Origin of the sequence: Paraburkholderia phenoliruptrix, assembly GCF_019511605.1 — a bacterium.
In the GTDB taxonomy this organism is placed as follows: domain Bacteria; phylum Pseudomonadota; class Gammaproteobacteria; order Burkholderiales; family Burkholderiaceae; genus Paraburkholderia; species Paraburkholderia phenoliruptrix_A.
This window is the reverse complement of the sequence record NZ_JAEUAV010000015.1, coordinates 143092-166474: the sequence shown is the minus strand read 5'-3', so window position 1 is coordinate 166474 and position 23383 is coordinate 143092. Positions and strand designations below refer to the sequence as shown.

The 23383-nt window shown below is 60.1% G+C and carries 18 protein-coding genes, 4 tRNA genes and 1 rRNA gene; all 23 read left to right on the top strand.

The genetic code is table 11. The annotated features are described in order from the left end of the window. The first annotated feature begins 163 nt into the window (after positions 1–163). The 23 genes from rrf (at position 164) to rplW (ending at position 23382) form a co-directional block, all read left to right on the top strand. A 5S ribosomal RNA gene (rrf, locus tag JNB89_RS19715) occupies positions 164–277 on the top strand. A 157-nt stretch (positions 278–434) separates the two neighbouring features. Beyond that, a tRNA-Tyr gene (locus tag JNB89_RS19710) sits at positions 435–520 on the top strand. Positions 521–561: 41 nt separating this feature from the next. Then, positions 562–635: transfer RNA gene (locus tag JNB89_RS19705), tRNA-Gly, on the top strand. Between the two features lie 16 nt (positions 636–651). Continuing rightward, positions 652–726 (top strand) — tRNA-Thr (locus tag JNB89_RS19700). Positions 727–789: 63 nt separating this feature from the next. Then, positions 790–1980, top strand: a complete 1191-nt coding sequence (gene tuf / locus JNB89_RS19695) for an elongation factor Tu (RefSeq protein ID WP_013340742.1) — start codon at positions 790–792, stop codon at positions 1978–1980. Positions 1981–2044: 64 nt separating this feature from the next. Then, positions 2045–2120: transfer RNA gene (locus JNB89_RS19690), tRNA-Trp, on the top strand. Between the two features lie 36 nt (positions 2121–2156). Beyond that, positions 2157–2537 (top strand): preprotein translocase subunit SecE, encoded by a 381-nt coding sequence (secE, locus tag JNB89_RS19685; RefSeq protein ID WP_013340749.1) that lies wholly within the window; start codon positions 2157–2159, stop codon positions 2535–2537. A gap of 1 nt (position 2538) precedes the next feature. Next, positions 2539–3096 carry a transcription termination/antitermination protein NusG gene (gene nusG / locus JNB89_RS19680; protein WP_007180147.1) on the top strand — a complete coding sequence of 186 codons (558 nt, stop codon included), beginning with the start codon at positions 2539–2541 and terminating at the stop codon, positions 3094–3096. A 163-nt stretch (positions 3097–3259) separates the two neighbouring features. Continuing rightward, complete coding sequence (gene rplK / locus JNB89_RS19675) at positions 3260–3691, top strand: 50S ribosomal protein L11 (RefSeq protein ID WP_007180146.1); 432 nt, start codon at positions 3260–3262, stop codon at positions 3689–3691. Then, positions 3692–4390 (top strand): 50S ribosomal protein L1, encoded by a 699-nt coding sequence (gene rplA, locus JNB89_RS19670; protein WP_006053278.1) that lies wholly within the window; start codon positions 3692–3694, stop codon positions 4388–4390. Between the two features lie 299 nt (positions 4391–4689). Further along, positions 4690–5193, top strand: coding sequence for a 50S ribosomal protein L10 (rplJ, locus tag JNB89_RS19665; RefSeq protein WP_013340748.1), 504 nt, complete (start codon positions 4690–4692; stop codon positions 5191–5193). A gap of 63 nt (positions 5194–5256) precedes the next feature. Next, the gene (gene rplL, locus JNB89_RS19660) at positions 5257–5634 is read left to right on the top strand and encodes a 50S ribosomal protein L7/L12 (RefSeq protein WP_013340747.1); all 378 of its coding nucleotides are present in this window, start codon (positions 5257–5259) and stop codon (positions 5632–5634) included. Positions 5635–6003: 369 nt separating this feature from the next. Further along, positions 6004–10110, top strand: a complete 4107-nt coding sequence (gene rpoB / locus JNB89_RS19655) for a DNA-directed RNA polymerase subunit beta (RefSeq protein WP_013340746.1) — start codon at positions 6004–6006, stop codon at positions 10108–10110. Positions 10111–10131: 21 nt separating this feature from the next. Beyond that, on the top strand, positions 10132–14370 hold the full coding sequence (gene rpoC / locus JNB89_RS19650) for a DNA-directed RNA polymerase subunit beta' (protein ID WP_013340745.1): 4239 nt from the start codon (positions 10132–10134) through the stop codon (positions 14368–14370). Between the two features lie 201 nt (positions 14371–14571). Further along, positions 14572–16419 (top strand): DNA helicase RecQ, encoded by a 1848-nt coding sequence (gene recQ / locus JNB89_RS19645; RefSeq protein WP_220363326.1) that lies wholly within the window; start codon positions 14572–14574, stop codon positions 16417–16419. Positions 16420–16641: 222 nt separating this feature from the next. Next, entirely contained in the window at positions 16642–17022 is a 381-nt protein-coding gene (gene rpsL, locus JNB89_RS19640) for a 30S ribosomal protein S12 (RefSeq protein ID WP_006053290.1), read from the top strand. A gap of 186 nt (positions 17023–17208) precedes the next feature. Beyond that, on the top strand, positions 17209–17679 hold the full coding sequence (gene rpsG / locus JNB89_RS19635; RefSeq protein ID WP_006053291.1) for a 30S ribosomal protein S7: 471 nt from the start codon (positions 17209–17211) through the stop codon (positions 17677–17679). 134 nt (positions 17680–17813) lie between these two features. Further along, complete coding sequence (fusA, locus tag JNB89_RS19630; protein ID WP_013340743.1) at positions 17814–19916, top strand: elongation factor G; 2103 nt, start codon at positions 17814–17816, stop codon at positions 19914–19916. A gap of 46 nt (positions 19917–19962) precedes the next feature. Then, entirely contained in the window at positions 19963–21153 is a 1191-nt protein-coding gene (gene tuf, locus JNB89_RS19625) for an elongation factor Tu (RefSeq protein WP_013340742.1), read from the top strand. A 125-nt stretch (positions 21154–21278) separates the two neighbouring features. Then, a complete protein-coding gene (gene rpsJ / locus JNB89_RS19620) occupies positions 21279–21590 on the top strand; it encodes a 30S ribosomal protein S10 (RefSeq protein ID WP_006998489.1) in 312 nt (103 codons plus the stop codon). Positions 21591–21791: 201 nt separating this feature from the next. After that, the gene (gene rplC, locus JNB89_RS19615; RefSeq protein WP_013340741.1) at positions 21792–22451 is read left to right on the top strand and encodes a 50S ribosomal protein L3; all 660 of its coding nucleotides are present in this window, start codon (positions 21792–21794) and stop codon (positions 22449–22451) included. Beyond that, entirely contained in the window at positions 22451–23071 is a 621-nt protein-coding gene (gene rplD, locus JNB89_RS19610) for a 50S ribosomal protein L4 (protein WP_008923346.1), read from the top strand. The genes rplC and rplD overlap by 1 nt, the downstream gene beginning before the upstream one ends. Beyond that, positions 23068–23382 (top strand): 50S ribosomal protein L23, encoded by a 315-nt coding sequence (gene rplW, locus JNB89_RS19605; protein ID WP_007180135.1) that lies wholly within the window; start codon positions 23068–23070, stop codon positions 23380–23382. Before rplD ends, rplW begins: the two co-directional genes overlap by 4 nt. Position 23383 lies beyond the last annotated feature (1 nt).

Here is a 23383-nt window from a genome sequence, read left to right as displayed (position 1 = left end):
GGGATGCGCATGAACCCGCAGTGGGTTCGAGCCGGACACCCAGGTTGAGATCGTTGTTGTGCCAGAAACACCACAACCCGCTTCCCTCTGGTAAGCATCACCAGAAACTACTTCTTCCCAGATTGGCCGTGCCGCCCAAACGCGTCACGGCAACCCGTCAAAGCCTGATGACCATAGCGAGTCGGTCCCACCCCTTCCCATCCCGAACAGGACCGTGAAACGACTCCACGCCGATGATAGTGCGGATTACCCGTGTGAAAGTAGGTAATCGTCAGGCTCCCCAGCAGTGACCGCAACCCCACCCCACAAAGGTGGGGTTGCGGCGTTTACGGAGACACTGCTTTCGCAGCATATAAGTGAAGCATTTGGGTTCGGAACAGTCGAGTAACTCTTGACATTATGCGCTTGTTCCCCCATAATCATCAGTTCTCTACGGAGGGGTGCCCGAGTGGCTAAAGGGGGCAGACTGTAAATCTGTTGGCTTACGCCTACGTTGGTTCGAATCCAACCTCCTCCACCAAAATGCAAGCTGTAGCAGTTGTTGGGAATCCATGGGTCCTTGCGGGTGTAGCTCAATGGTAGAGCAGAAGCCTTCCAAGCTTACGACGAGGGTTCGATTCCCTTCACCCGCTCCAGCAGTATAGAAGCAACGCCCATGTGGCTCAGTGGTAGAGCACTCCCTTGGTAAGGGAGAGGTCGGCAGTTCGATCCTGCCCATGGGCACCAGAAGTACTCGATGATTGTTTGCGCCCGGCGCAACGTACGGAAAAATCCTCTTAGGAGTCGAAAATGGCCAAGGGTAAGTTTGAGCGGACCAAGCCGCACGTGAACGTCGGCACGATCGGTCACGTTGACCACGGCAAGACCACGCTGACGGCAGCGATCACGACGGTTCTGACGCAGAAGTTCGGCGGCGAAGCGAAGGCATACGACCAGATCGACGCGGCGCCGGAAGAAAAGGCACGTGGCATTACGATCAACACCGCGCACGTCGAGTACGAAACGGCTAACCGCCACTACGCACACGTCGACTGCCCGGGCCACGCTGACTATGTGAAGAACATGATCACGGGCGCGGCACAGATGGACGGCGCGATCCTGGTGTGCTCGGCTGCTGACGGCCCGATGCCGCAAACGCGTGAGCACATCCTGCTGGCGCGTCAGGTCGGTGTGCCGTACATCATCGTGTTCCTGAACAAGTGCGACATGGTGGACGACGCCGAGCTGCTGGAGCTGGTCGAGATGGAAGTGCGCGAGCTTCTGTCGAAGTACGACTTCCCGGGCGACGACACGCCGATCATCAAGGGCTCGGCCAAGCTGGCGCTGGAAGGCGACAAGGGCGAGCTGGGCGAAGTGGCGATCATGAACCTGGCCGACGCGCTGGACACGTACATCCCGACGCCGGAGCGCGCCGTGGACGGCACGTTCCTGATGCCGGTGGAAGACGTGTTCTCGATCTCGGGTCGCGGCACGGTGGTGACGGGTCGCGTTGAGCGCGGCGTCATCAAGGTCGGCGAGGAAATCGAAATCGTCGGTATCAAGCCGACGGTGAAGACGACCTGCACGGGCGTGGAAATGTTCCGCAAGCTGCTCGACCAGGGTCAGGCAGGCGACAACGTGGGTATCCTGCTGCGCGGCACGAAGCGCGAAGACGTGGAGCGTGGCCAGGTGCTGGCCAAGCCGGGTTCGATCAACCCGCACACGCACTTCACGGCAGAAGTCTACGTGCTGAGCAAGGACGAAGGCGGCCGCCACACGCCGTTCTTCAACAACTACCGTCCGCAGTTCTACTTCCGTACGACGGACGTGACGGGCTCGATCGAGCTGCCGAAGGACAAGGAAATGGTCATGCCGGGCGACAACGTGTCGATCACGGTGAAGCTGATCAACCCGATCGCGATGGAAGAAGGTCTGCGCTTCGCTATCCGCGAAGGCGGCCGTACCGTCGGCGCAGGTGTCGTTGCCAAGATTCTCGAGTAACGCCAGATAGTTCTCGTTAATCTGTAGTTTCGGGGTTGGCGGTGTCGTCAACCCCAAATGGTTTAGGGGTATAGCTCAACTGGCAGAGCGTCGGTCTCCAAAACCGAAGGTTGGGGGTTCGATTCCCTCTGCCCCTGCCAACTCTCGCGTCGAATGTGGCGCTTCGTTAAGGTGTTATGGCGAATCCTTCCGTCGAAACTGTAAATACATCCGGCGACAAGCTGATGCTCGTCGCGGGCGTATTGCTGGTCTTGGCCGGGTTCGTGGGGTTCTTCTGGCTCAACGGTCAGGAATGGTACGTCCGCGGAGCCGCCTTGGCTGTTGGTGCAATCGCGGGTGTTGCAGTCGGTCTTCTCTCCGCGCCTGGCAAGGGTTTCATCGCTTTCGCCAAAGATTCGTACAAAGAAGTCCGCAAGGTCGTTTGGCCGACTCGCAAAGAGGCTACTCAGACGACGCTGGTAGTGTTTGGCTTCGTATTCATCATGGCGATCTTTCTTTGGGTTAGTGATAAATCCATCGAATGGGCGATTTTCTCGGTGATTCTGGGTTGGAAATGATATGAGCGATACTCCGGCATCTCCGAGCGGCAAACGCTGGTACGTCGTGCACGCCTACTCCGGCATGGAGAAGAGCGTGCAACGTGCGCTTCAGGAGCGCATTGAGCGCGCCGGCATGCAAGACCAGTTTGGTCAAATCCTCGTTCCGACTGAAGAAGTTGTCGAGGTGAAAGGCGGTCACAAGTCGGTGACCGAGCGTCGGTTCTTCCCGGGCTATGTGCTGGTGGAAATGGAAATGACCGATGAAACGTGGCACCTCGTCAAGAACACGGCGAAAGTGACTGGCTTCGTGGGCGGCGCTCGCAATCGCCCGAGCCCGATCTCTCCGCGCGAAGTCGAGAAGATCATGTCGCAAATGCAGGAAGGCGTGGAGAAGCCGCGCCCCAAGACCCTGTTCGAAGTAGGCGAGATGGTGCGGGTGAAGGACGGTCCTTTTACCGATTTCAACGGCAGCGTCGAAGAAGTGAACTACGAAAAGTCGCGCGTCCGTGTTTCCGTTACCATTTTCGGCCGGGCAACGCCGGTCGAGCTGGAATTCGGTCAAGTCGAGAAGCTGTAATCTCAGAATTCTACGCAGCGCGCCAATGGGCGCGTTTCGTACTTCGCGCTTACGGTCCGCGTAATGGCCGTTGAGGAGCGCAAGTAGTCGGAGCTTCGGCGAACGCGCGCTACTACTCACTGAGTGTCCGCTGGTAATGCGGCGCTCCAAAGAGGTTTTCAACATGGCAAAGAAAATCATCGGCTTTATCAAGCTGCAGATTCCTGCAGGTAAAGCCAACCCGTCGCCGCCGGTCGGTCCGGCACTGGGCCAGCGCGGCCTGAACATCATGGAGTTCTGCAAGGCGTTCAACGCGCAGACTCAAGCATTGGAACCGGGTCTGCCGATTCCGGTCGTGATCACCGCGTTTGCTGACAAGAGCTTCACGTTCGTCCTGAAGACGCCGCCGGCAACGGTTCTGATCAAGAAGGCAGCGAAGATCGACAAGGGTTCGAGCAAGCCGCACACCGACAAGGTCGGCAAGATCACCCGCGCGCAAGCTGAAGACATCGCCAAGACCAAGATGCCCGATCTGACGGCAGCTGATCTGGACGCAGCGGTTCGTACGATCGCTGGTAGCGCCCGCTCGATGGGCATCACCGTGGAGGGCGTGTAAATGGCTAAGCTTTCTAAGCGTCTGCAAGCATTTGCAGCGAAGGTTGATCGTCAGAAGCTGTACCCGATCGACGACGCTCTGTCGCTCGTGAAGGAATGCGCAAGCGCAAAGTTCGACGAGTCGATCGACGTGGCCGTGCAGCTGGGCATCGACGCGAAGAAGTCGGACCAGGTGGTCCGCGGTTCGGTCGTTCTGCCGGCAGGTACGGGTAAGTCGGTGCGCGTCGCCGTGTTCGCACAGGGCGAAAAGGCTGAACAGGCTCGCGCAGCCGGCGCCGAAGTCGTTGGTATGGAAGACCTGGCTGAACAGGTCAAGGCTGGCAATCTGGATTTCGATATCGTGATCGCTTCGCCGGACACGATGCGCGTTGTCGGTACGCTCGGTCAGATCCTCGGCCCGCGCGGCCTGATGCCGAACCCGAAGGTCGGCACGGTCACGCCGGACGTCGCGACGGCAGTGAAGAACGCCAAGGCAGGTCAGGTGCAATTCCGCGTCGACAAGGCCGGTATCATCCACGCCACGATCGGTCGTGCTTCGTTCGAGCCGACGGCTCTGCGCAGCAACCTGAGCGCGCTTATCGACGCGCTGCAGAAGGCCAAGCCGGCGACCAGCAAGGGTGTGTACCTGCGCAAGGTCGCTCTGTCGAGCACGATGGGCGTCGGCGTTCGCGTCGATCAGGCGTCGCTCGCGGCACAGTAAGTAATTCATCGCCTCGGCGCAAGCCGGGGCGGTTTATGGGCTTTGGGCGGTTGTGCGGTGGCAGTTGCATCGTGCAACCGGTTGTCAAAGACCGTTGGCGGGCACGCATCAGGTAGGCGGGCCCTTAATGCAAAGCCAACGCAGATGGCGAACCCGAAAAAGTTTTGTAGTGATGAAGCTGTTGGATGCTCGCAGCGATGCGGGTGTCGGGCGGTCGAAATACTCCTGACTGGTCGGACGCCGTTATTGAACGCGGTACACAAGGCGCACGCTGCGTGTATCGAATCTGGAGGTTAACCGTGCCACTCAACAAAGAAAGCAAGCAGGCCGTCGTCGCTGAGGTTGCCGCGCAAGTCGCGAAAGCCCAGACCGTGGTTCTGGCTGAGTATCGTGGGATCACGGTTGGCGATCTGACCAAGCTGCGCGCGAAAGCGCGTGAGCAGCAGGTTTATCTTCGCGTGTTGAAAAATACGTTGGCGCGCCGCGCTGTCGAAGGTACCCCGTTTGCTCCGCTGGCAGAGCAGATGACTGGCCCCCTGATCTACGGCATCTCGGAAGATGCAATTGCTGCTGCGAAGGTCGTCAACGACTTCAGCAAGAGCAATGACAAGTTGGTCATCAAGGCCGGCGCCTACGAAGGCAACGTGATGGACAAGGCAGGCGTGCAAGCGCTGGCCAACATCCCGAGCCGCGAGGAGCTGCTCTCCAAGCTGTTGTTCGTTATGCAAGCACCTGTTTCTGGCTTCGCGCGCGCTCTGGCCGCGCTGGCAGAAAAGAAACAAGGCGAAGAATCCGCTGCGTAATGCACTTCAGCCGAGCGTAATTGATCGCTAGCTGTATCCGAATTCAATTTAGGAGTATTTCAAATGGCAATCGCAAAAGAAGACATCCTCGAAGCCGTAGGCTCGATGTCGGTTCTGGAACTGAACGAGCTGGTTAAGGCGTTCGAAGAAAAGTTTGGCGTGTCGGCAGCTGCTGTTGCAGTGGCGGGCCCGGCAGGTGCAGGCGGCGGCGCTGCTGCAGCTGAAGAGCAGACCGAATTCACGGTCAACCTGGTTGACGTTGGCGCGAACAAGGTTTCCGTCATTAAGGCAGTTCGTGAACTGACGGGTCTCGGCCTGAAGGAAGCGAAGGACCTGGTCGACGGTGCACCGAAGCCTGTTAAGGAATCGGTACCGAAGGCTGCTGCTGAAGAAGCCAAGAAGAAGCTGGAAGAAGCCGGCGCGAAGGCTGAAATCAAGTAAGTTTCAGCGCGCTGTGCGAAGGCTGGCGGTTTTTCACCGCCGGCCTTTTTGTGCTTTGTGGGGGACGCGTTTTTGCATTGCTGTCTGGCAACAATGCGACTCCCAGAAGCCAAAGAAAATCGCCTATCGGCAACATTGACCGGCGCTTCTCTTTGTCTTCTGAAGCGACTGCAGAAGGCAAGTTTGGTCGGGTAGCGGGCAACATAGGCATCCGCTGCCGTCAGCCAGCGGTTGGTAGCGGCCAACCACCAAGCTTCTAGGCTCGTTCAAGCCATCGGACGGCCATCGGGTCTCAGTCGGTGAACACTCGGGTTGTCTCATCAAGGTATCCTGCCTCGACAACAATGCCCGCCGTGATTCGGAGATCGTATGCAATATTCCTTCACCGAGAAGAAGCGTATTCGCAAGAGTTTTGCGAAGCGCCCCATCGTTCACCAAGTACCTTTCCTGCTGGCTACCCAGCTTGAATCATTCAGCACGTTTCTGCAAGCAGATACGCCGTCTACGCAGCGCAAGCCGGAAGGCCTGCAGGCCGCGTTCACATCCGTTTTCCCGATTGTTTCGCACAACGGGTTCGCACGTCTGGAGTTCGTCAGCTACATGCTGTCGCCGCCGGCGTTCAACATCAAGGAATGTCAGCAGCGCGGTCTGACGTACTGCTCGGCGCTGCGCGCCAAAGTGCGGCTCGTGCTGCTCGATAAAGAATCGCCGAGCAAGCCGGTCGTCAAGGAAGTGAAGGAACAGGAAGTGTACATGGGCGAAATCCCGCTCATGACGCCGACCGGTTCGTTCGTCATCAACGGCACGGAACGTGTGATCGTTTCGCAGCTGCACCGTTCGCCTGGCGTGTTCTTCGAGCACGACAAGGGCAAGACGCACAGCTCGGGCAAGCTCCTGTTCTCCGCACGTATCATCCCTTACCGCGGTTCGTGGCTCGACTTCGAATTCGACCCGAAGGACGTGTTGTACTTCCGCGTCGACCGTCGACGCAAGATGCCGGTCACGATCCTGCTGAAGGCCATCGGTCTCACGCCGGAACAGATCCTCGCAAACTTCTTCGTGTTCGACAACTTCACGCTGATGCCGGAAGGCGCGCAGATGGAGTTCGTACCGGAGCGTCTGCGTGGCGAAGTCGCGCGTTTCGACATTACGGACCGCGACGGCAACGTGATTGTCCAGAAGGACAAGCGGATCAACGCGAAGCACATTCGCGATCTGGACAACGCCAAGACGAAGTTCATTTCGGTTCCGGAAGACTATCTGCTCGGTCGCGTGCTGGCGAAGAATGTCGTGGACGGGGACACCGGCGAAGTCATCGCGAACGCGAACGACGAAATCACCGAGACCGTTCTCGAGAAGCTGCGCGAAGCGAAGATCAAAGACATCCAGACGCTCTACACGAACGATCTGGATCAAGGTCCGTACATTTCGTCCACGCTGCGTATCGACGAAACCGCCGACAAGATGGCCGCGCGCATCGCGATTTACCGCATGATGCGCCCGGGTGAACCGCCGACCGAAGAAGCGGTCGAGGCGCTGTTCAACCGTCTGTTCTACAGCGAAGACGCATACGACCTCTCGAAGGTGGGTCGTATGAAGTTCAACCGTCGCGTGGGTCGCGACGAGATCGTCGGCCCGATGACGCTGCAGGATGACGACATCCTCGCCACGATCAAGATTCTGGTCGAGCTGCGTAACGGTAAGGGCGAAGTCGACGACATCGACCACTTGGGCAACCGCCGCGTGCGTTGCGTCGGCGAACTGGCGGAGAACCAGTTCCGCGCGGGTCTCGTGCGTGTCGAGCGGGCTGTGAAGGAACGCCTCGGCCAGGCCGAAAGCGAAAACCTGATGCCGCACGACCTGATCAACTCGAAGCCGATTTCGTCGGCAATTCGTGAGTTCTTCGGTTCGTCGCAGCTGTCGCAGTTCATGGACCAGACCAACCCGCTGTCGGAAATTACCCACAAGCGCCGTGTTTCGGCACTGGGCCCGGGCGGTTTGACGCGTGAGCGCGCAGGCTTCGAAGTGCGCGACGTGCACCCGACTCACTACGGTCGCGTCTGCCCGATCGAAACGCCTGAAGGTCCGAACATCGGTCTGATCAACTCGCTCGCTCTGTACGCGCACCTAAACGAATACGGCTTCCTCGAAACGCCGTACCGCAAGGTCGTGGACGGCAAGGTGACCGACCAGATCGACTACCTGTCGGCGATTGAAGAAGGCCGTTACGTGATCGCTCAGGCGAACGCGGCCGTTGCTGAAGACGGCACGCTGACCGACGAACTGGTGTCGTCGCGTGAAGCCGGCGAAACGCTGATGGTGACGCCCGACCGCATCCAGTACATGGACGTGGCGCCGTCGCAGATCGTTTCGGTGGCTGCATCGTTGATTCCGTTCCTCGAGCACGACGACGCGAACCGCGCGTTGATGGGCTCGAACATGCAGCGTCAGGCTGTGCCGTGTCTGCGTCCGGAAAAGGCCGTGGTCGGTACGGGTATCGAGCGCACGGTGGCGGTCGACTCGGGCACGACGGTTCAGGCATTCCGCGGCGGTGTGGTCGACTACGTCGACGCAGGCCGTATCGTGATTCGCGTGAACGACGAAGAAGCGGTGGCGGGCGATGTCGGTGTCGACATCTACAACCTGATCAAGTACACGCGTTCGAACCAGAACACGAACATCAACCAGCGTCCGATCGTAAAGGTCGGCGACAAGGTTTCGCGTGGCGACGTGCTGGCTGACGGCGCATCGACGGACCTCGGCGAACTGGCTCTCGGCCAGAACATGCTGGTCGCGTTCATGCCGTGGAACGGCTACAACTTCGAAGACTCGATCCTGATCTCGGAGAAGGTGGTGGCCGACGACCGTTACACGTCGATCCACATCGAAGAACTGAACGTCGTAGCGCGCGACACGAAGCTCGGACCGGAAGAGATCACGCGCGACATCTCGAACCTGGCTGAAGTGCAACTCGGCCGTCTCGACGAGTCGGGCATCGTCTACATCGGCGCTGAAGTCGAAGCAGGCGACGTGCTGGTCGGCAAGGTCACGCCGAAGGGCGAAACCCAGCTGACGCCGGAAGAAAAGCTGCTGCGCGCAATCTTCGGCGAGAAGGCTTCGGACGTGAAGGACACTTCGCTGCGCGTGCCGTCGGGCATGAGCGGCACGGTGATCGACGTTCAGGTGTTCACGCGTGAAGGCATTCAGCGTGACAAGCGCGCGCAACAGATCATCGACGATGAACTGAAGCGCTATCGCCTCGACCTGAACGACCAGCTGCGTATCGTGGAAGGCGACGCGTTCCAGCGTCTCGCACGTATGCTGACCGGCAAGGTCGCGAACGGTGGTCCGAAGAAGCTGGCGAAGGGCACGAAGATCGAACAGGCTTACCTGGAAGATCTCGACCACTATCACTGGTTCGACATCCGCCTTGCGGACGAAGAAGCAGCAGCTCAGCTCGAAGCGATCAAGGACTCCATCGAACAGAAGCGTCACCAGTTCGATCTCGCGTTCGAAGAAAAGCGCAAGAAGCTCACGCAGGGCGACGAACTGCCGCCGGGCGTGCTGAAGATGGTCAAGGTGTATCTCGCAGTCAAGCGCCGTCTGCAGCCTGGCGACAAGATGGCAGGCCGTCACGGCAACAAGGGTGTCGTGTCGAAGATCGTGCCGATCGAAGACATGCCGTACATGGCCGACGGCCGTCCGGCTGACGTCGTTCTCAACCCGCTTGGCGTGCCGTCGCGGATGAACGTGGGTCAGGTGCTCGAAGTGCATCTGGGTTGGGCCGCGAAGGGTCTCGGCTGGCGTATCGGCGAAATGCTGCAGCGTCAGGCGAAGATCGAAGAACTGCGCGAATTCCTGACCAAGATTTACAACGAGTCGGGCCGCGCTGAAGAGCTGGACAGCTTCACCGACGACGAGATCGTGGAACTGGCGAAGAACCTGCGCGAAGGCGTGCCGTTCGCAACGCCGGTGTTCGACGGTGCGACGGAAGAAGAAATGTCGCGCGCGCTGGATCTGGCGTTCCCGGACGACATCGCGCAAAACCTCGGCATGACGCCGTCGAAGAACCAGGTTCGCCTGTACGACGGCCGCACGGGCGAGATGTTCGAACGTACGGTGACAGTCGGCTACATGCACTACCTGAAGCTGCACCACCTGGTCGACGACAAGATGCACGCGCGTTCTACGGGCCCGTACTCGCTCGTGACGCAGCAGCCGTTGGGCGGTAAGGCGCAGTTCGGTGGCCAGCGTTTCGGTGAGATGGAAGTGTGGGCGCTCGAAGCGTACGGTGCATCGTACGTGCTGCAAGAAATGCTGACGGTGAAGTCGGACGACGTGACGGGCCGGACCAAGGTGTACGAGAACCTGGTCAAGGGCGATCACGTGATCGATGCAGGCATGCCGGAGTCCTTCAACGTGTTGGTGAAGGAAATCCGCTCGCTCGGTATCGATATCGACCTCGACCGCAACTAATCGGACTACTGGAGAGAAGCGATGAAAGCTTTGCTCGATCTATTCAAGCAAGTCCAACAACCTGAAGTTTTTGACGCGATCAAGATCGGTCTGGCCTCGCCGGACAAGATCCGTTCGTGGTCGTTCGGTGAAGTGAAGAAGCCGGAAACCATCAACTACCGGACGTTCAAGCCGGAGCGCGATGGTCTGTTCTGCGCAAAGATCTTTGGTCCGATCAAAGACTACGAATGCCTTTGCGGCAAGTACAAGCGCCTGAAGCACCGTGGCGTGATCTGTGAGAAGTGCGGCGTCGAAGTGACGCTCGCCAAGGTGCGTCGCGAACGGATGGGCCACATCGAACTGGCCTCGCCGGTCGCGCACATCTGGTTCCTGAAGTCGCTGCCGTCGCGTCTGGGCATGGTGCTCGACATGACGCTGCGCGACATCGAGCGTGTGCTGTACTTCGAAGCGTATGTGGTGATCGACCCGGGCATGACGCCGCTGAAAGCGCGCCAGATCATGACCGAAGAGGATTACTACAACAAGGTCGAAGAATACGGTGACGAATTCCGTGCCGAGATGGGCGCGGAAGGCGTTCGCGAGTTGCTGCGCGCGATCAATATCGACGAACAGGTCGAACTGCTGCGCACGGAGCTCAAGAACACCGGCTCGGAAGCGAAGATCAAGAAGTACGCGAAGCGCCTGAAGGTGCTCGAGGCCTTCCAGCGTTCGGGCATCAAGCCTGACTGGATGGTGCTCGAAGTGCTGCCGGTGCTGCCGCCGGAACTGCGTCCGCTGGTGCCGCTCGATGGCGGCCGTTTCGCGACGTCGGACCTGAACGACCTGTATCGCCGGGTGATCAACCGTAACAACCGGTTGAAGCGTCTGCTCGAGCTGAAGGCGCCTGAAATCATCGTCCGCAACGAAAAGCGGATGTTGCAGGAAGCCGTCGACTCGCTGCTCGACAACGGTCGCCGCGGCAAGGCCATGACCGGCGCGAACAAGCGTCCGCTGAAGTCGCTCGCTGACATGATCAAGGGTAAGGGCGGTCGTTTCCGTCAGAACCTGCTCGGTAAGCGCGTGGACTACTCGGGCCGTTCGGTGATCGTGGTCGGCCCGACGCTCAAGCTGCACCAGTGCGGCCTGCCGAAGCTGATGGCGCTCGAACTGTTCAAGCCGTTCATCTTCAACAAGCTCGAGGTGATGGGTGTTGCTACCACCATCAAGGCTGCGAAGAAGGAAGTCGAGAACCAGACGCCGGTGGTGTGGGACATCCTCGAAGAGGTGATCCGCGAGCATCCGGTCATGCTGAACCGTGCGCCTACGCTGCACCGTCTCGGCATTCAGGCTTTCGAACCGGTGCTGATCGAAGGTAAGGCAATCCAGCTGCACCCGCTCGTTTGCGCGGCGTTCAACGCCGACTTCGACGGTGACCAGATGGCCGTTCACGTGCCGCTGTCGCTGGAAGCGCAAATGGAAGCGCGCACGCTGATGCTGGCGTCGAACAACGTGCTGTTCCCGGCCAACGGCGATCCGTCGATCGTGCCGTCGCAGGACATCGTGCTCGGTTTGTACTACGCGACCCGCGAGGCAGTGAACGGCAAGGGCGAAGGCCTGTCGTTCACGGGCGTCTCCGAAGTGCTGCGTGCTTACGAGAACAAGGAAGTCGAGCTCGCCTCGCGCGTCAACGTGCGGATCACCGAAATGGTCCACAACGAAGACAAGTCGGAGGGCGCGCCGGCGTTCGTGCCGAAGGTCACGCTGTATGCCACGACCGTTGGCCGTGCAATCCTGTCGGAAATCCTGCCGCCGGGCCTGCCGTTCTCGGTGCTGAACAAGCCGCTGAAGAAGAAGGAAATCTCGCGCCTCATCAACACCGCGTTCCGCAAGTGCGGTCTGCGCGAAACGGTGATTTTCGCCGACCAGTTGATGCAGTCGGGTTTCCGTCTGGCAACGCGCGCTGGTATCTCGATCTGTGTGGACGACATGCTCGTGCCGCCGCAGAAGGAAACCATCGTCGGCGACGCGGCGAAGAAGGTGAAGGAGTACGACCGTCAGTACATGTCGGGTCTCGTCACGTCGCAAGAGCGCTATAACAACGTGGTCGACATCTGGTCGGCAACGTCGGAAGCGGTCGGCAAGGCGATGATGGAACAGCTGTCGACGGAGCCGGTAATCGACCGCGACGGCAACGAAACGCGTCAGGAATCGTTCAACTCCATCTACATGATGGCGGACTCCGGCGCGCGGGGTTCAGCGGTTCAGATTCGTCAGCTGGCCGGTATGCGTGGCCTGATGGCGAAGCCGGACGGCTCGATCATCGAGACGCCGATTACGGCGAACTTCCGCGAAGGCCTGAACGTGTTGCAGTACTTCATCTCGACCCACGGTGCACGAAAGGGTCTGGCTGATACGGCACTGAAGACCGCGAACTCGGGCTACCTGACGCGTCGTCTCGTCGACGTCACGCAGGACCTGGTGGTGGTCGAGGACGATTGCGGCACGTCGCAAGGCGTGGCCATGAAGGCGCTGGTGGAAGGCGGTGAAGTCGTCGAGGCACTGCGTGACCGTATTCTGGGTCGCGTGGCGGTGGCTGACGTCGTCAATCCGGAATCGCAGGAAACGCTGTACGAAGCGGGCACGTTGCTCGACGAAGACGCGGTCGAAGAAATCGAACGCCTCGGCATCGACGAAGTGCGCGTGCGCACGCCGCTTACCTGCGAAACGCGCTACGGTCTGTGCGCAGCCTGCTATGGCCGCGACCTGGGCCGCGGTTCGCTCGTGAACGTCGGCGAGGCGGTGGGTGTGATCGCTGCTCAGTCGATCGGTGAGCCGGGCACACAGCTGACCATGCGTACGTTCCACATCGGTGGTGCGGCGTCGCGTGCGGCAGTGGCTTCGTCGGTTGAAGCCAAGTCGAACGGTACGGTGCGTTTCACGTCGACGATGCGTTACGTTACCAACGCGAAGGGCGAGCAGATCGTCATTTCGCGTTCGGGCGAAGCGATGATCACCGACGACCACGGCCGCGAGCGTGAACGTCACAAGGTGCCGTACGGCGCGACGCTGTTGCAGCTTGACGGCGCGCAGATCAAGGCCGGCACGCAACTGGCGACGTGGGACCCGATGACGCGTCCGATCATCACCGAGTACGGTGGCACGGTGAAGTTCGAAAACGTCGAAGAAGGCGTGACGGTTGCCAAGCAGATCGACGACGTGACCGGTCTGTCCACGCTGGTCGTGATCGACGTGAAGCGGCGCGGTTCGCAAGCTTCGAAGACCGTGCGTCCGCAGGTCAAGCTGCTCGACGCGAACGGCGAGGAAGTCAAGATCCCGAACACCGAGCACTCGGTGCAGATCGGCTTCCAGGTCGGCGCTCTGATCACCGTGAAGGACGGTCAGCAAGTGCAGGTCGGCGAAGTGCTCGCACGTATCCCGACCGAATCGCAGAAGACGCGTGACATTACCGGCGGTCTGCCGCGTGTGGCGGAACTGTTCGAAGCACGTTCGCCGAAGGACGCAGGTATCCTGGCGGAAGTCACGGGTACCACGTCGTTCGGTAAGGACACGAAGGGCAAGCAGCGTCTCGTTATTACGGACCTCGAGGGCAACCAGCACGAGTTCCTGATCGCGAAGGAAAAGCAGGTTCTGGTTCACGATGGTCAGGTCGTCAACAAGGGCGAAATGATCGTGGACGGACCGGCGGATCCGCACGACATCCTGCGTCTGCAGGGCGTCGAGGCGCTGTCGCGCTACATCGTGGACGAAGTGCAGGACGTGTACCGTCTGCAAGGCGTGAAGATCAACGACAAGCACATTGAAGTGATTGTTCGTCAGATGCTGCGCCGCGTGCAGATTACGGACAACGGCGATACGCGTTTCATCCCGGGCGAACAGGTCGAGCGGTCGGACATGCTCGACGAAAACGACCGCATGATCGCGGAAGACAAGCGTCCGGCAACGTACGAGAACGTCCTGCTCGGTATCACGAAGGCGTCGCTGTCGACCGATTCGTTCATCTCCGCTGCGTCGTTCCAGGAAACGACGCGCGTGCTGACCGAAGCGGCGATCATGGGTAAGCGCGACGATCTGCGTGGTCTGAAGGAAAACGTGATTGTCGGCCGTCTGATTCCGGCGGGTACGGGCCTCGCGTTCCACAAGGCGCGCAAGAGCAAGGAACTGTCCGACCGCGAGCGTTTCGATCAGATTGCAGCGGAAGAGTCGTTCGAATTCGGTACGCCGGAAACCCCGGCCGCCGAACAGCAGCACTCCGGCGAATAAGTCCGGGCGGCGCAAGCCGCCTGGGCTCAGCAGCCAGCGAAGCCGCTCAGTTTCGACTGAGCGGCTTTTTTTTATGCGCCGCTTCTTACGTGCTTTTGCCGATTCGTAGGCCGATGGCTAACGTTGTTGCAAAGCGCGGGCGCAGCACGAATGCGTTGGTAAAATTCGTGACACCCGTTTTACGCCGCCTCCGTCAAATTCATGTCCCGTCCGCTCGAAATCCTCAACGAAGTTTTTGGCTACCCCGCATTTCGAGGACAGCAGGGCGAAATTGTCGAGCACGTCGCCAGCGGCGGCGACTGTCTCGTGCTGATGCCAACGGGTGGCGGCAAATCGCTGTGTTACCAGATTCCGTCGCTTGTGCGCCGTGAGCGCGGCTTGGGCACAGGCATCGTGGTGTCTCCGCTGATCGCACTCATGCAGGATCAGGTCGCTGCGCTCACGGAAGTCGGTGTACGCGCCGCTTACCTGAACTCCACTCTTTCGAGCGCCGAGGCGATGGCGACGGAGCGCGCGCTGCGCGACGGCGAGATCGATCTGCTTTACGTCGCGCCGGAACGCTTGATGACGCCGCGTTTTCAGGAGCTGCTCGAGCGCACCCGTATCGGCTTGTTCGCGATCGACGAAGCGCACTGCGTGTCGCAATGGGGGCACGATTTCCGGCCCGAATACATTCAGCTGTCGGTGCTGCACGAGCGTTTCCCCAACGTGCCGCGCATTGCGCTGACTGCCACGGCGGACGCAATCACGCGCGACGAGATCATCCACCGCCTTGCGCTGGACGACGCGCGCGTCTTCGTGTCGAGCTTCGACCGGCCGAACATCCGCTACCGGATCGTCGAAAAGGACAATGCGCGCACGCAATTGCTCGACTTTATCCGCGCCGAGCATACGCGCGCCGACGGCACGACCGACGCCGGCGTCGTCTATTGTCTGTCGCGGCGCAAAGTAGAAGAAACGGCCGAGTGGCTCAAGGAGAAAGGCATGCGCGCGCTGCCTTATCACGCAGGCATGGAATTCGAGACGCGGCAGAAGCATCAGGAGATGTTCCAGCGCGAAGAGGGCATCGTGATGTGCGCGACGATCGCCTTCGGCATGGGTATCGACAAGCCCGACGTGCGCTTTGTCGCCCACCTGGATTTGCCGAAGAGCGTGGAAGGCTATTACCAGGAAACCGGCCGCGCGGGGCGCGACGGCATGCCGTCCAACGCGTGGATGGCCTATGGACTCGGCGACGTCGTCCAGCAGCGCAAGATGATCGACGAGTCCGACGCCGACGACGCCCACAAGCGCGTGCAAACGGGCAAGCTCGATGCACTTCTGGGCTTGTGCGAAGCAGCGACCTGCCGGCGCGTGCGATTGCTCGCTTATTTCGGCGAATCGAGCCAGCCTTGCGGCAACTGCGACAACTGCCTCGAGCCGCCGGCCACCTGGGACGCGACGCGCGAGGCGCAGATGGCGTTGTCCTGCGTGTTCCGCGCGCAAAGGGCAAGTGGTTTCAACTTCGGCGCCGGCCATCTGATCGACATTCTGCGCGGCAACCGCAGCGAAAAAATACTGCAGCGCGGTCATGAGAAGCTGACTACCTTTGGCATTGGCGCGGCGCTCGGCGAACCGGAATGGCGCGCGGTCTTTCGCCAGCTGGTGGCGTTCGGCTATCTGACGGTGGACCACGAAGGGTTCGGCTCGCTGGTTCTTACCGAAGCCAGCAAGCCGGTGCTGAAAGGCGAGCAGAGCGTCACGATGCGCCGCTATGTGAAGCCTACGCGCACGCGTCAGTCGTCGGGGCGGACGAGCGAGCGCGCGGATCCCACGGTCGGCATGGGACCGCGCGAGCGCGCGCGCTGGGAACGGCTGCGCGCGTGGCGCACGGAAACCGCGAAGAGCGACGGCGTGCCTGCGTATGTGATTTTCCACGATGCCACGCTCGCGGAGATCGCCCGCAACGGCCCCGATTCGATCGAGGATCTGCGCGGCATTCCAGGCATGGGCGCCCGCAAGCTGGACCGTTTCGGCGAAGAATTGCTGGAAGTCGTCGCGGCGGATTGACGCGGCGGGCATCACCAAGCGAGCTCCGCAGGTCTGCGAAGCATTGCAACCTGTTGACTCACTTAGTGTTTTCGGAATATTATGCTAGGTTCCGGTTCTTGGGATGCTTGCGCGCGGGCGCTGCCCGCATGGTTGTGACCCGAGCCGGAAGTTCGATGCGCAGGCGCTTTCGCTTTGCCCGAAAACAGATGCGTCGATTTTGTTCAATTTCAGGAATAAACAATGCCAACCATCAATCAACTGGTTCGCAAAGGCCGCACGTCGGAAACGACGAAGAGCAAGAGCCCGGCCTTGCAGGACTGCCCCCAGCGTCGCGGCGTGTGCACCCGTGTGTACACCACGACGCCGAAGAAGCCGAACTCGGCACTCCGTAAGGTTGCGAAGGTGCGCCTCACGAACGGCTTCGAAGTCATTTCGTACATCGGTGGTGAAGGCCACAACCTGCAGGAACACTCGGTCGTGCTGATTCGCGGCGGCCGTGTGAAGGACTTGCCGGGTGTGCGTTACCACATGGTTCGCGGCTCGCTGGATACCCAGGGCGTCAAGGATCGTAAGCAGGCTCGCTCGAAGTACGGTGCGAAGCGCGCCAAGGCCGGCAAGTAATCAGCCGGTCAGCAGTTCAGGTCGCCTGCAAAGGCGGTAATAGCGGTGGTGCCGGAATCGCCGGTGCTATCGAGTAAGTGGTCACCCGACCAGGCTGGTAAATCGTTGAGATGAATCGGGTTAGTTGGTGGCCGCGGGGCTAGATGGGTTCAACCCAGCTCCAACTGAAAAGTCAAAGGAAGAAACATGCCGCGTCGTCGCGAAGTCCCCAAGCGGGAAGTGTTGCCGGATCCGAAGTTCGGTAACGTTGATGTAGCTAAGTTCATGAACGTGCTGATGCTCTCCGGCAAGAAGTCGGTTGCTGAGCGCATCGTGTACGGCGCTTTCGAACAGATCCAGACCAAGGGTGGCAAGGACCCGCTGGAAGTGTTCACGGTAGCGCTCAACAACGTCAAGCCGGTGGTCGAAGTCAAGAGCCGCCGCGTTGGTGGTGCGAACTATCAGGTTCCGGTCGAAGTGCGCCCGTCGCGTCGTATGGCATTGGCGATGCGTTGGCTGCGTGAAGCCGCGAAGAAGCGCAGCGAGAAGTCGATGGCCCTGCGTCTGGCAGGTGAACTCTCCGAAGCGGCCGAAGGCCGTGGCGGCGCAATGAAGAAGCGCGACGAAGTTCACCGGATGGCAGAAGCCAACAAGGCGTTCTCGCATTTCCGTTTCTAAGCTTCCCGACCCCGGGTTAGCAGGCAAATACGGAAAGAAATTCCGGGCGGGTGCGCTTATCAGGCGCCTCGCCCGTTTGTGTTACAGCGCGATGGGTATTTTCTCGCATCGCGTCATCCCCATAGAGGATCAAAGTGGCTCGCAAGACACCTATCGAGCGCTACCGTAACATCGGTATTAGCGCTCACATCGACGCCGGCAAGACGACGACGACCGAGCGCATCCTGTTCTACACCGGCGTGAACCACAAGATTGGTGAAGTTCACGACGGCGCCGCCACCATGGACTGGATGGAGCAGGAGCAGGAACGCGGCATCACGATTACGTCGGCTGCTACGACGGCGTTCTGGAAAGGCATGGCTGGCGACCGCGCCGAGCACCGCATCAACATCATCGACACCCCGGGCCACGTCGACTTCACGATTGAAGTCGAGCGCTCGATGCGCGTGCTCGACGGCGCGTGCATGGTGTACTGCGCAGTGGGCGGCGTTCAGCCCCAGTCGGAAACCGTGTGGCGTCAGGCTAACAAGTACAAGGTTCCCCGTCTCGCGTTCATCAACAAGATGGACCGTACCGGCGCGAACTTCTTCAAGGTTTACGACCAGCTCAAGCTGCGTCTGAAGGCAAACCCGGTCCCGGTCGTTGTGCCTATCGGTGCAGAAGAAAACTTCACGGGCGTCGTCGACCTGATGAAGATGAAGGCGATCATTTGGGACGACGCGTCCCAGGGCACCAAGTTCTCGTACGAAGACATCCCGGCTGAACTGGTCGATTCGTGCAACGAGTGGCGCGAAAAGATGATCGAAGCGGCTGCCGAGTCGAGCGAAGAGCTGATGAACAAGTACCTGGAAGAGGGCGAGCTCTCTGAAGCGGAAATCATCAAGGGCCTGCGCGACCGTACGATCGCTTGCGAAATCCAGCCGATGCTGTGCGGCACCGCGTTCAAGAACAAGGGCGTGCAGCGTATGCTGGACGCGGTTCTGGACTTCCTGCCGTCGCCGATCGACATTCCGCCGGTTACGGGTGAACTGGAAAGCGGTGAAAAGGCTGAGCGCCGCGCTGCCGACGACGAAAAGTTCTCGGCACTGGCATTCAAGATCATGACCGACCCGTTCGTCGGCCAGCTGATCTTCTTCCGTGTGTACTCGGGCGTCGTCAATTCGGGCGACACGGTGCTGAACGCGACCAAGGACAAGAAGGAACGTCTGGGCCGTATTCTGCAGATGCACGCGAACCAGCGTGAAGAAATCAAGGAAGTGCGCGCGGGCGACATCGCTGCCGCGGTCGGCCTGAAGGAAGCAACCACGGGCGACACGCTGTGCGATCCGCAAAACCCGATCGTGCTCGAGCGCATGGTGTTCCCGGAGCCGGTGATTTCGCAGGCTGTCGAGCCGAAGACCAAGGCTGACCAGGAAAAGATGGGTCTGGCACTGAACCGTCTGGCTCAGGAAGACCCGTCGTTCCGCGTGCAAACGGACGAAGAATCGGGCCAGACCATTATTTCGGGCATGGGCGAGCTCCACCTCGAAATTCTGGTCGACCGCATGAAGCGCGAGTTCGGCGTGGAAGCTACCGTCGGCAAGCCGCAAGTGGCTTACCGCGAAACCATTCGCAGCACGGCGGCTGATGTCGACGGCAAGTTCGTCAAGCAGTCGGGCGGCCGCGGTCAGTACGGTCACGCTGTGATCACGCTGGAGCCGAACGAGCAGGGCAAGGGTTACGAGTTCCTCGACGAGATCAAGGGCGGCGTGATTCCGCGTGAATACATTCCGGCAGTCGACAAGGGTATCCAGGAAACGCTGAAGGCAGGCGTGCTGGCAGGCTTCCCGGTCGTTGACGTGAAGGTTCACCTGACCTTCGGTTCGTACCACGACGTCGACTCGAACGAAAATGCGTTCCGCATGGCTGGTTCGATGGCGTTCAAGGAAGCAATGCGCAAGGCAAACCCGGTCATCCTCGAACCGATGATGGCTGTGGAAGTTGAAACGCCGGAAGACTACATGGGCAACGTGATGGGCGACCTGTCGGGCCGTCGCGGTATCGTCCAGGGCATGGAAGACATGGTTGGCGGCGGCAAGATCGTTCGCGCCGAAGTGCCGCTGTCGGAAATGTTCGGCTACTCGACGTCGCTGCGCTCGCTGACCCAAGGTCGTGCAACGTACACGATGGAGTTCAAGCACTACGCCGAAGCACCGCGTAACGTGTCGGAAGCGATCATCAACGCCAAGTCGAAGTAATCGCGCGGCAAGTCATTAACGATTAACTTTTTGAAAGAAGAGAAACATGGCTAAAGGTAAATTCGAACGGACCAAGCCGCACGTGAACGTCGGCACGATCGGTCACGTTGACCACGGCAAGACCACGCTGACGGCAGCGATCACGACGGTTCTGACGCAGAAGTTCGGCGGCGAAGCGAAGGCATACGACCAGATCGACGCGGCGCCGGAAGAAAAGGCACGTGGCATCACGATCAACACCGCGCACGTCGAGTACGAAACGGCTAACCGCCACTACGCACACGTCGACTGCCCGGGCCACGCTGACTATGTGAAGAACATGATCACGGGCGCGGCACAGATGGACGGCGCGATCCTCGTGTGCTCGGCCGCTGACGGCCCGATGCCGCAAACGCGTGAGCACATCCTGCTGGCGCGTCAGGTCGGTGTGCCGTACATCATCGTGTTCCTGAACAAGTGCGACATGGTGGACGACGCCGAGCTGCTGGAGCTGGTCGAGATGGAAGTGCGCGAGCTTCTGTCGAAGTACGACTTCCCGGGCGACGACACGCCGATCATCAAGGGTTCGGCCAAGCTGGCGCTGGAAGGCGACAAGGGCGAGCTGGGCGAAGTGGCGATCATGAACCTGGCCGACGCGCTGGACACGTACATCCCGACGCCGGAGCGCGCTGTGGACGGCACGTTCCTGATGCCGGTGGAAGACGTGTTCTCGATCTCGGGTCGCGGCACGGTGGTGACGGGTCGCGTTGAGCGCGGCGTCATCAAGGTCGGCGAGGAAATCGAAATCGTCGGTATCAAGCCGACGGTGAAGACGACCTGCACGGGCGTGGAAATGTTCCGCAAGCTGCTCGACCAGGGTCAGGCAGGCGACAACGTGGGTATCCTGCTGCGCGGCACGAAGCGCGAAGACGTGGAGCGTGGCCAGGTGCTGGCCAAGCCGGGTTCGATCAACCCGCACACGCACTTCACGGCAGAAGTGTACGTGCTGAGCAAGGACGAAGGCGGCCGCCACACGCCGTTCTTCAACAACTACCGTCCGCAGTTCTACTTCCGTACGACGGACGTGACGGGCTCGATCGAGCTGCCGAAGGACAAGGAAATGGTCATGCCGGGCGACAACGTGTCGATCACGGTGAAGCTGATCAACCCGATCGCGATGGAAGAAGGTCTGCGCTTCGCTATCCGTGAAGGCGGCCGTACCGTCGGCGCAGGTGTCGTTGCCAAGATTCTCGAGTAAAATCGCGGATTAACTTGCAGTAAGTGGTGCCCGGAGCCGGGCGCCCGCCCCGGGCGGGCACCCGGCTCTACGTTCTTTTACTACCTGGCGGCGCAATACCGCCTCGCTCTTTTCAAGGAATTGTCATGCAGAACCAGAAAATCCGTATTCGCCTGAAGGCTTTCGACTATCGCCTGATCGACCAGTCGGCTGCTGAAATCGTCGACACGGCGAAGCGGACTGGCGCAATCGTTCGTGGTCCGGTGCCCCTGCCCACCCGCATTCAACGCTTCGACATCCTGCGCTCGCCGCACGTCAACAAGACGTCGCGCGATCAGCTCGAAATCCGCACCCACCAACGCCTGATGGACATCGTCGATCCGACGGACAAGACCGTCGACGCGCTGATGAAGCTGGACCTGCCGGCTGGCGTGGACGTCGAAATCAAGCTGCAGTAAGGCTCTCGGGCGTTGCCTGCCCGCGCGGGCGACGCTAAGTCTTTGATTGCTTGCGAAAAACGAAAAGCCTCGCTATAATGCAAGGCTTTTCGCGCATTTGCGCAAAAAAGTCGGTGTGCTGCAGCGTGGTTTCACGCCCGAAACGGCACCGGCATTTTGTAAATTAGCCCCGACCAATCGCAGTCGGGAATGGAGAAAACGATGAGCCTTGGACTCGTAGGTCGCAAGGTTGGCATGACCCGTATCTTCACGGCTGAAGGGGATTCGATTCCCGTTACCGTGCTGGACGTGTCCGACAACCGCGTGACGCAGATCAAGACTGTTGAAACCGACGGCTACACGGCCGTGCAGGTTGCATTCGGTACGCGCCGTGCATCGCGCGTGACGAAGCCGTTGGCCGGTCATCTCGCCAAAGCCGGTGTTCAAGCCGGTGAAATCCTCAAAGAATTCCAGATCGACGCCGCTAAGGCTGCCGAGTTGTCGAACGGCGCCGTGGTCGGTCCTGACCTGTTCGAAGTGGGCCAGAAGGTCGACGTGCAAGGCGTGTCGATCGGTAAGGGCTACGCCGGTACCATCAAGCGTTACAACTTCGCATCCGGCCGTGCATCGCACGGTAACTCGCGCTCGCACAACGTGCCGGGCTCGATCGGCATGGCGCAGGATCCGGGTCGTGTTTTCCCGGGTAAGCGCATGACCGGTCACATGGGTGACGAAACGGTAACGGTGCAAAACCTCGAGATCGCTCGTATCGACGCTGACCGCAAGCTGTTGCTGGTCAAGGGCGCCGTTCCGGGTGCGAAGGGTGGCAAGGTATTCGTTACGCCGGCCGTGAAGACGCGTGCCGTGAAAGGAGCGAAATAATGGAACTTAAGCTCCTGAATGCCAATGGTCAGGAAGGTGCAGGCGTTAGCGCGTCGGACGTCGTGTTCGGCCGTGACTACAACGAAGCCCTGATTCACCAGGTCGTGGTGGCGTATCAAGCGAATGCCCGTAGCGGCAACCGCGCGCAGAAGGACCGTGAGCAAGTCAAGCACACGACCAAGAAGCCGTGGCGCCAGAAGGGTACGGGCCGTGCCCGTGCCGGTATGTCGTCGAGCCCGCTGTGGCGCGGCGGTGGCCGGATCTTCCCGAATTCGCCGGAAGAAAACTTTTCGCACAAGGTCAACAAGAAGATGCATCGCGCAGGTCTCTGCTCGATCTTCTCGCAGCTGGCTCGCGAAGGCCGTATCTCGGTGGTCGACGAGCTGACGCTCGAAGCGCCGAAGACCAAGCTGCTGGCCGAAAAATTCAAGGCGATGGGTCTCGACTCCGTGCTGGTGATTACCGACACGGTTGACGAAAACCTGTACCTCGCGTCGCGCAACCTCGCCCACGTGGCGGTTGTCGAGCCGCGTTACGCCGACCCGCTGTCGCTGATCTACTTCAAGAAGGTCCTGATCACGAAGGCTGCGGTCGCCCAGATCGAGGAGTTGCTGTCATGAGCGAGATTCGCAAAAACGATCATCGTTTGATGCAGGTCCTGCTCGCGCCGGTGATCTCCGAAAAGGCGACGCTGGTGGCCGACAAGAACGAACAAGTTGTGTTCGAAGTCGCGCCCGATGCCACGAAGCAGGAAGTGAAAGCTGCAGTCGAGCTGCTGTTCAAGGTGGAAGTCAATTCCGTCAACGTGCTGGTCTCGAAGGGCAAAGCCAAGCGCTTTGGCCGCTTCATGGGCAAGCGCAAGGACGTGAAGAAGGCGTACGTCTGCCTGAAGCCCGGCCAGGAAATCAACTTTGAAGCGGAGGCCAAGTAAT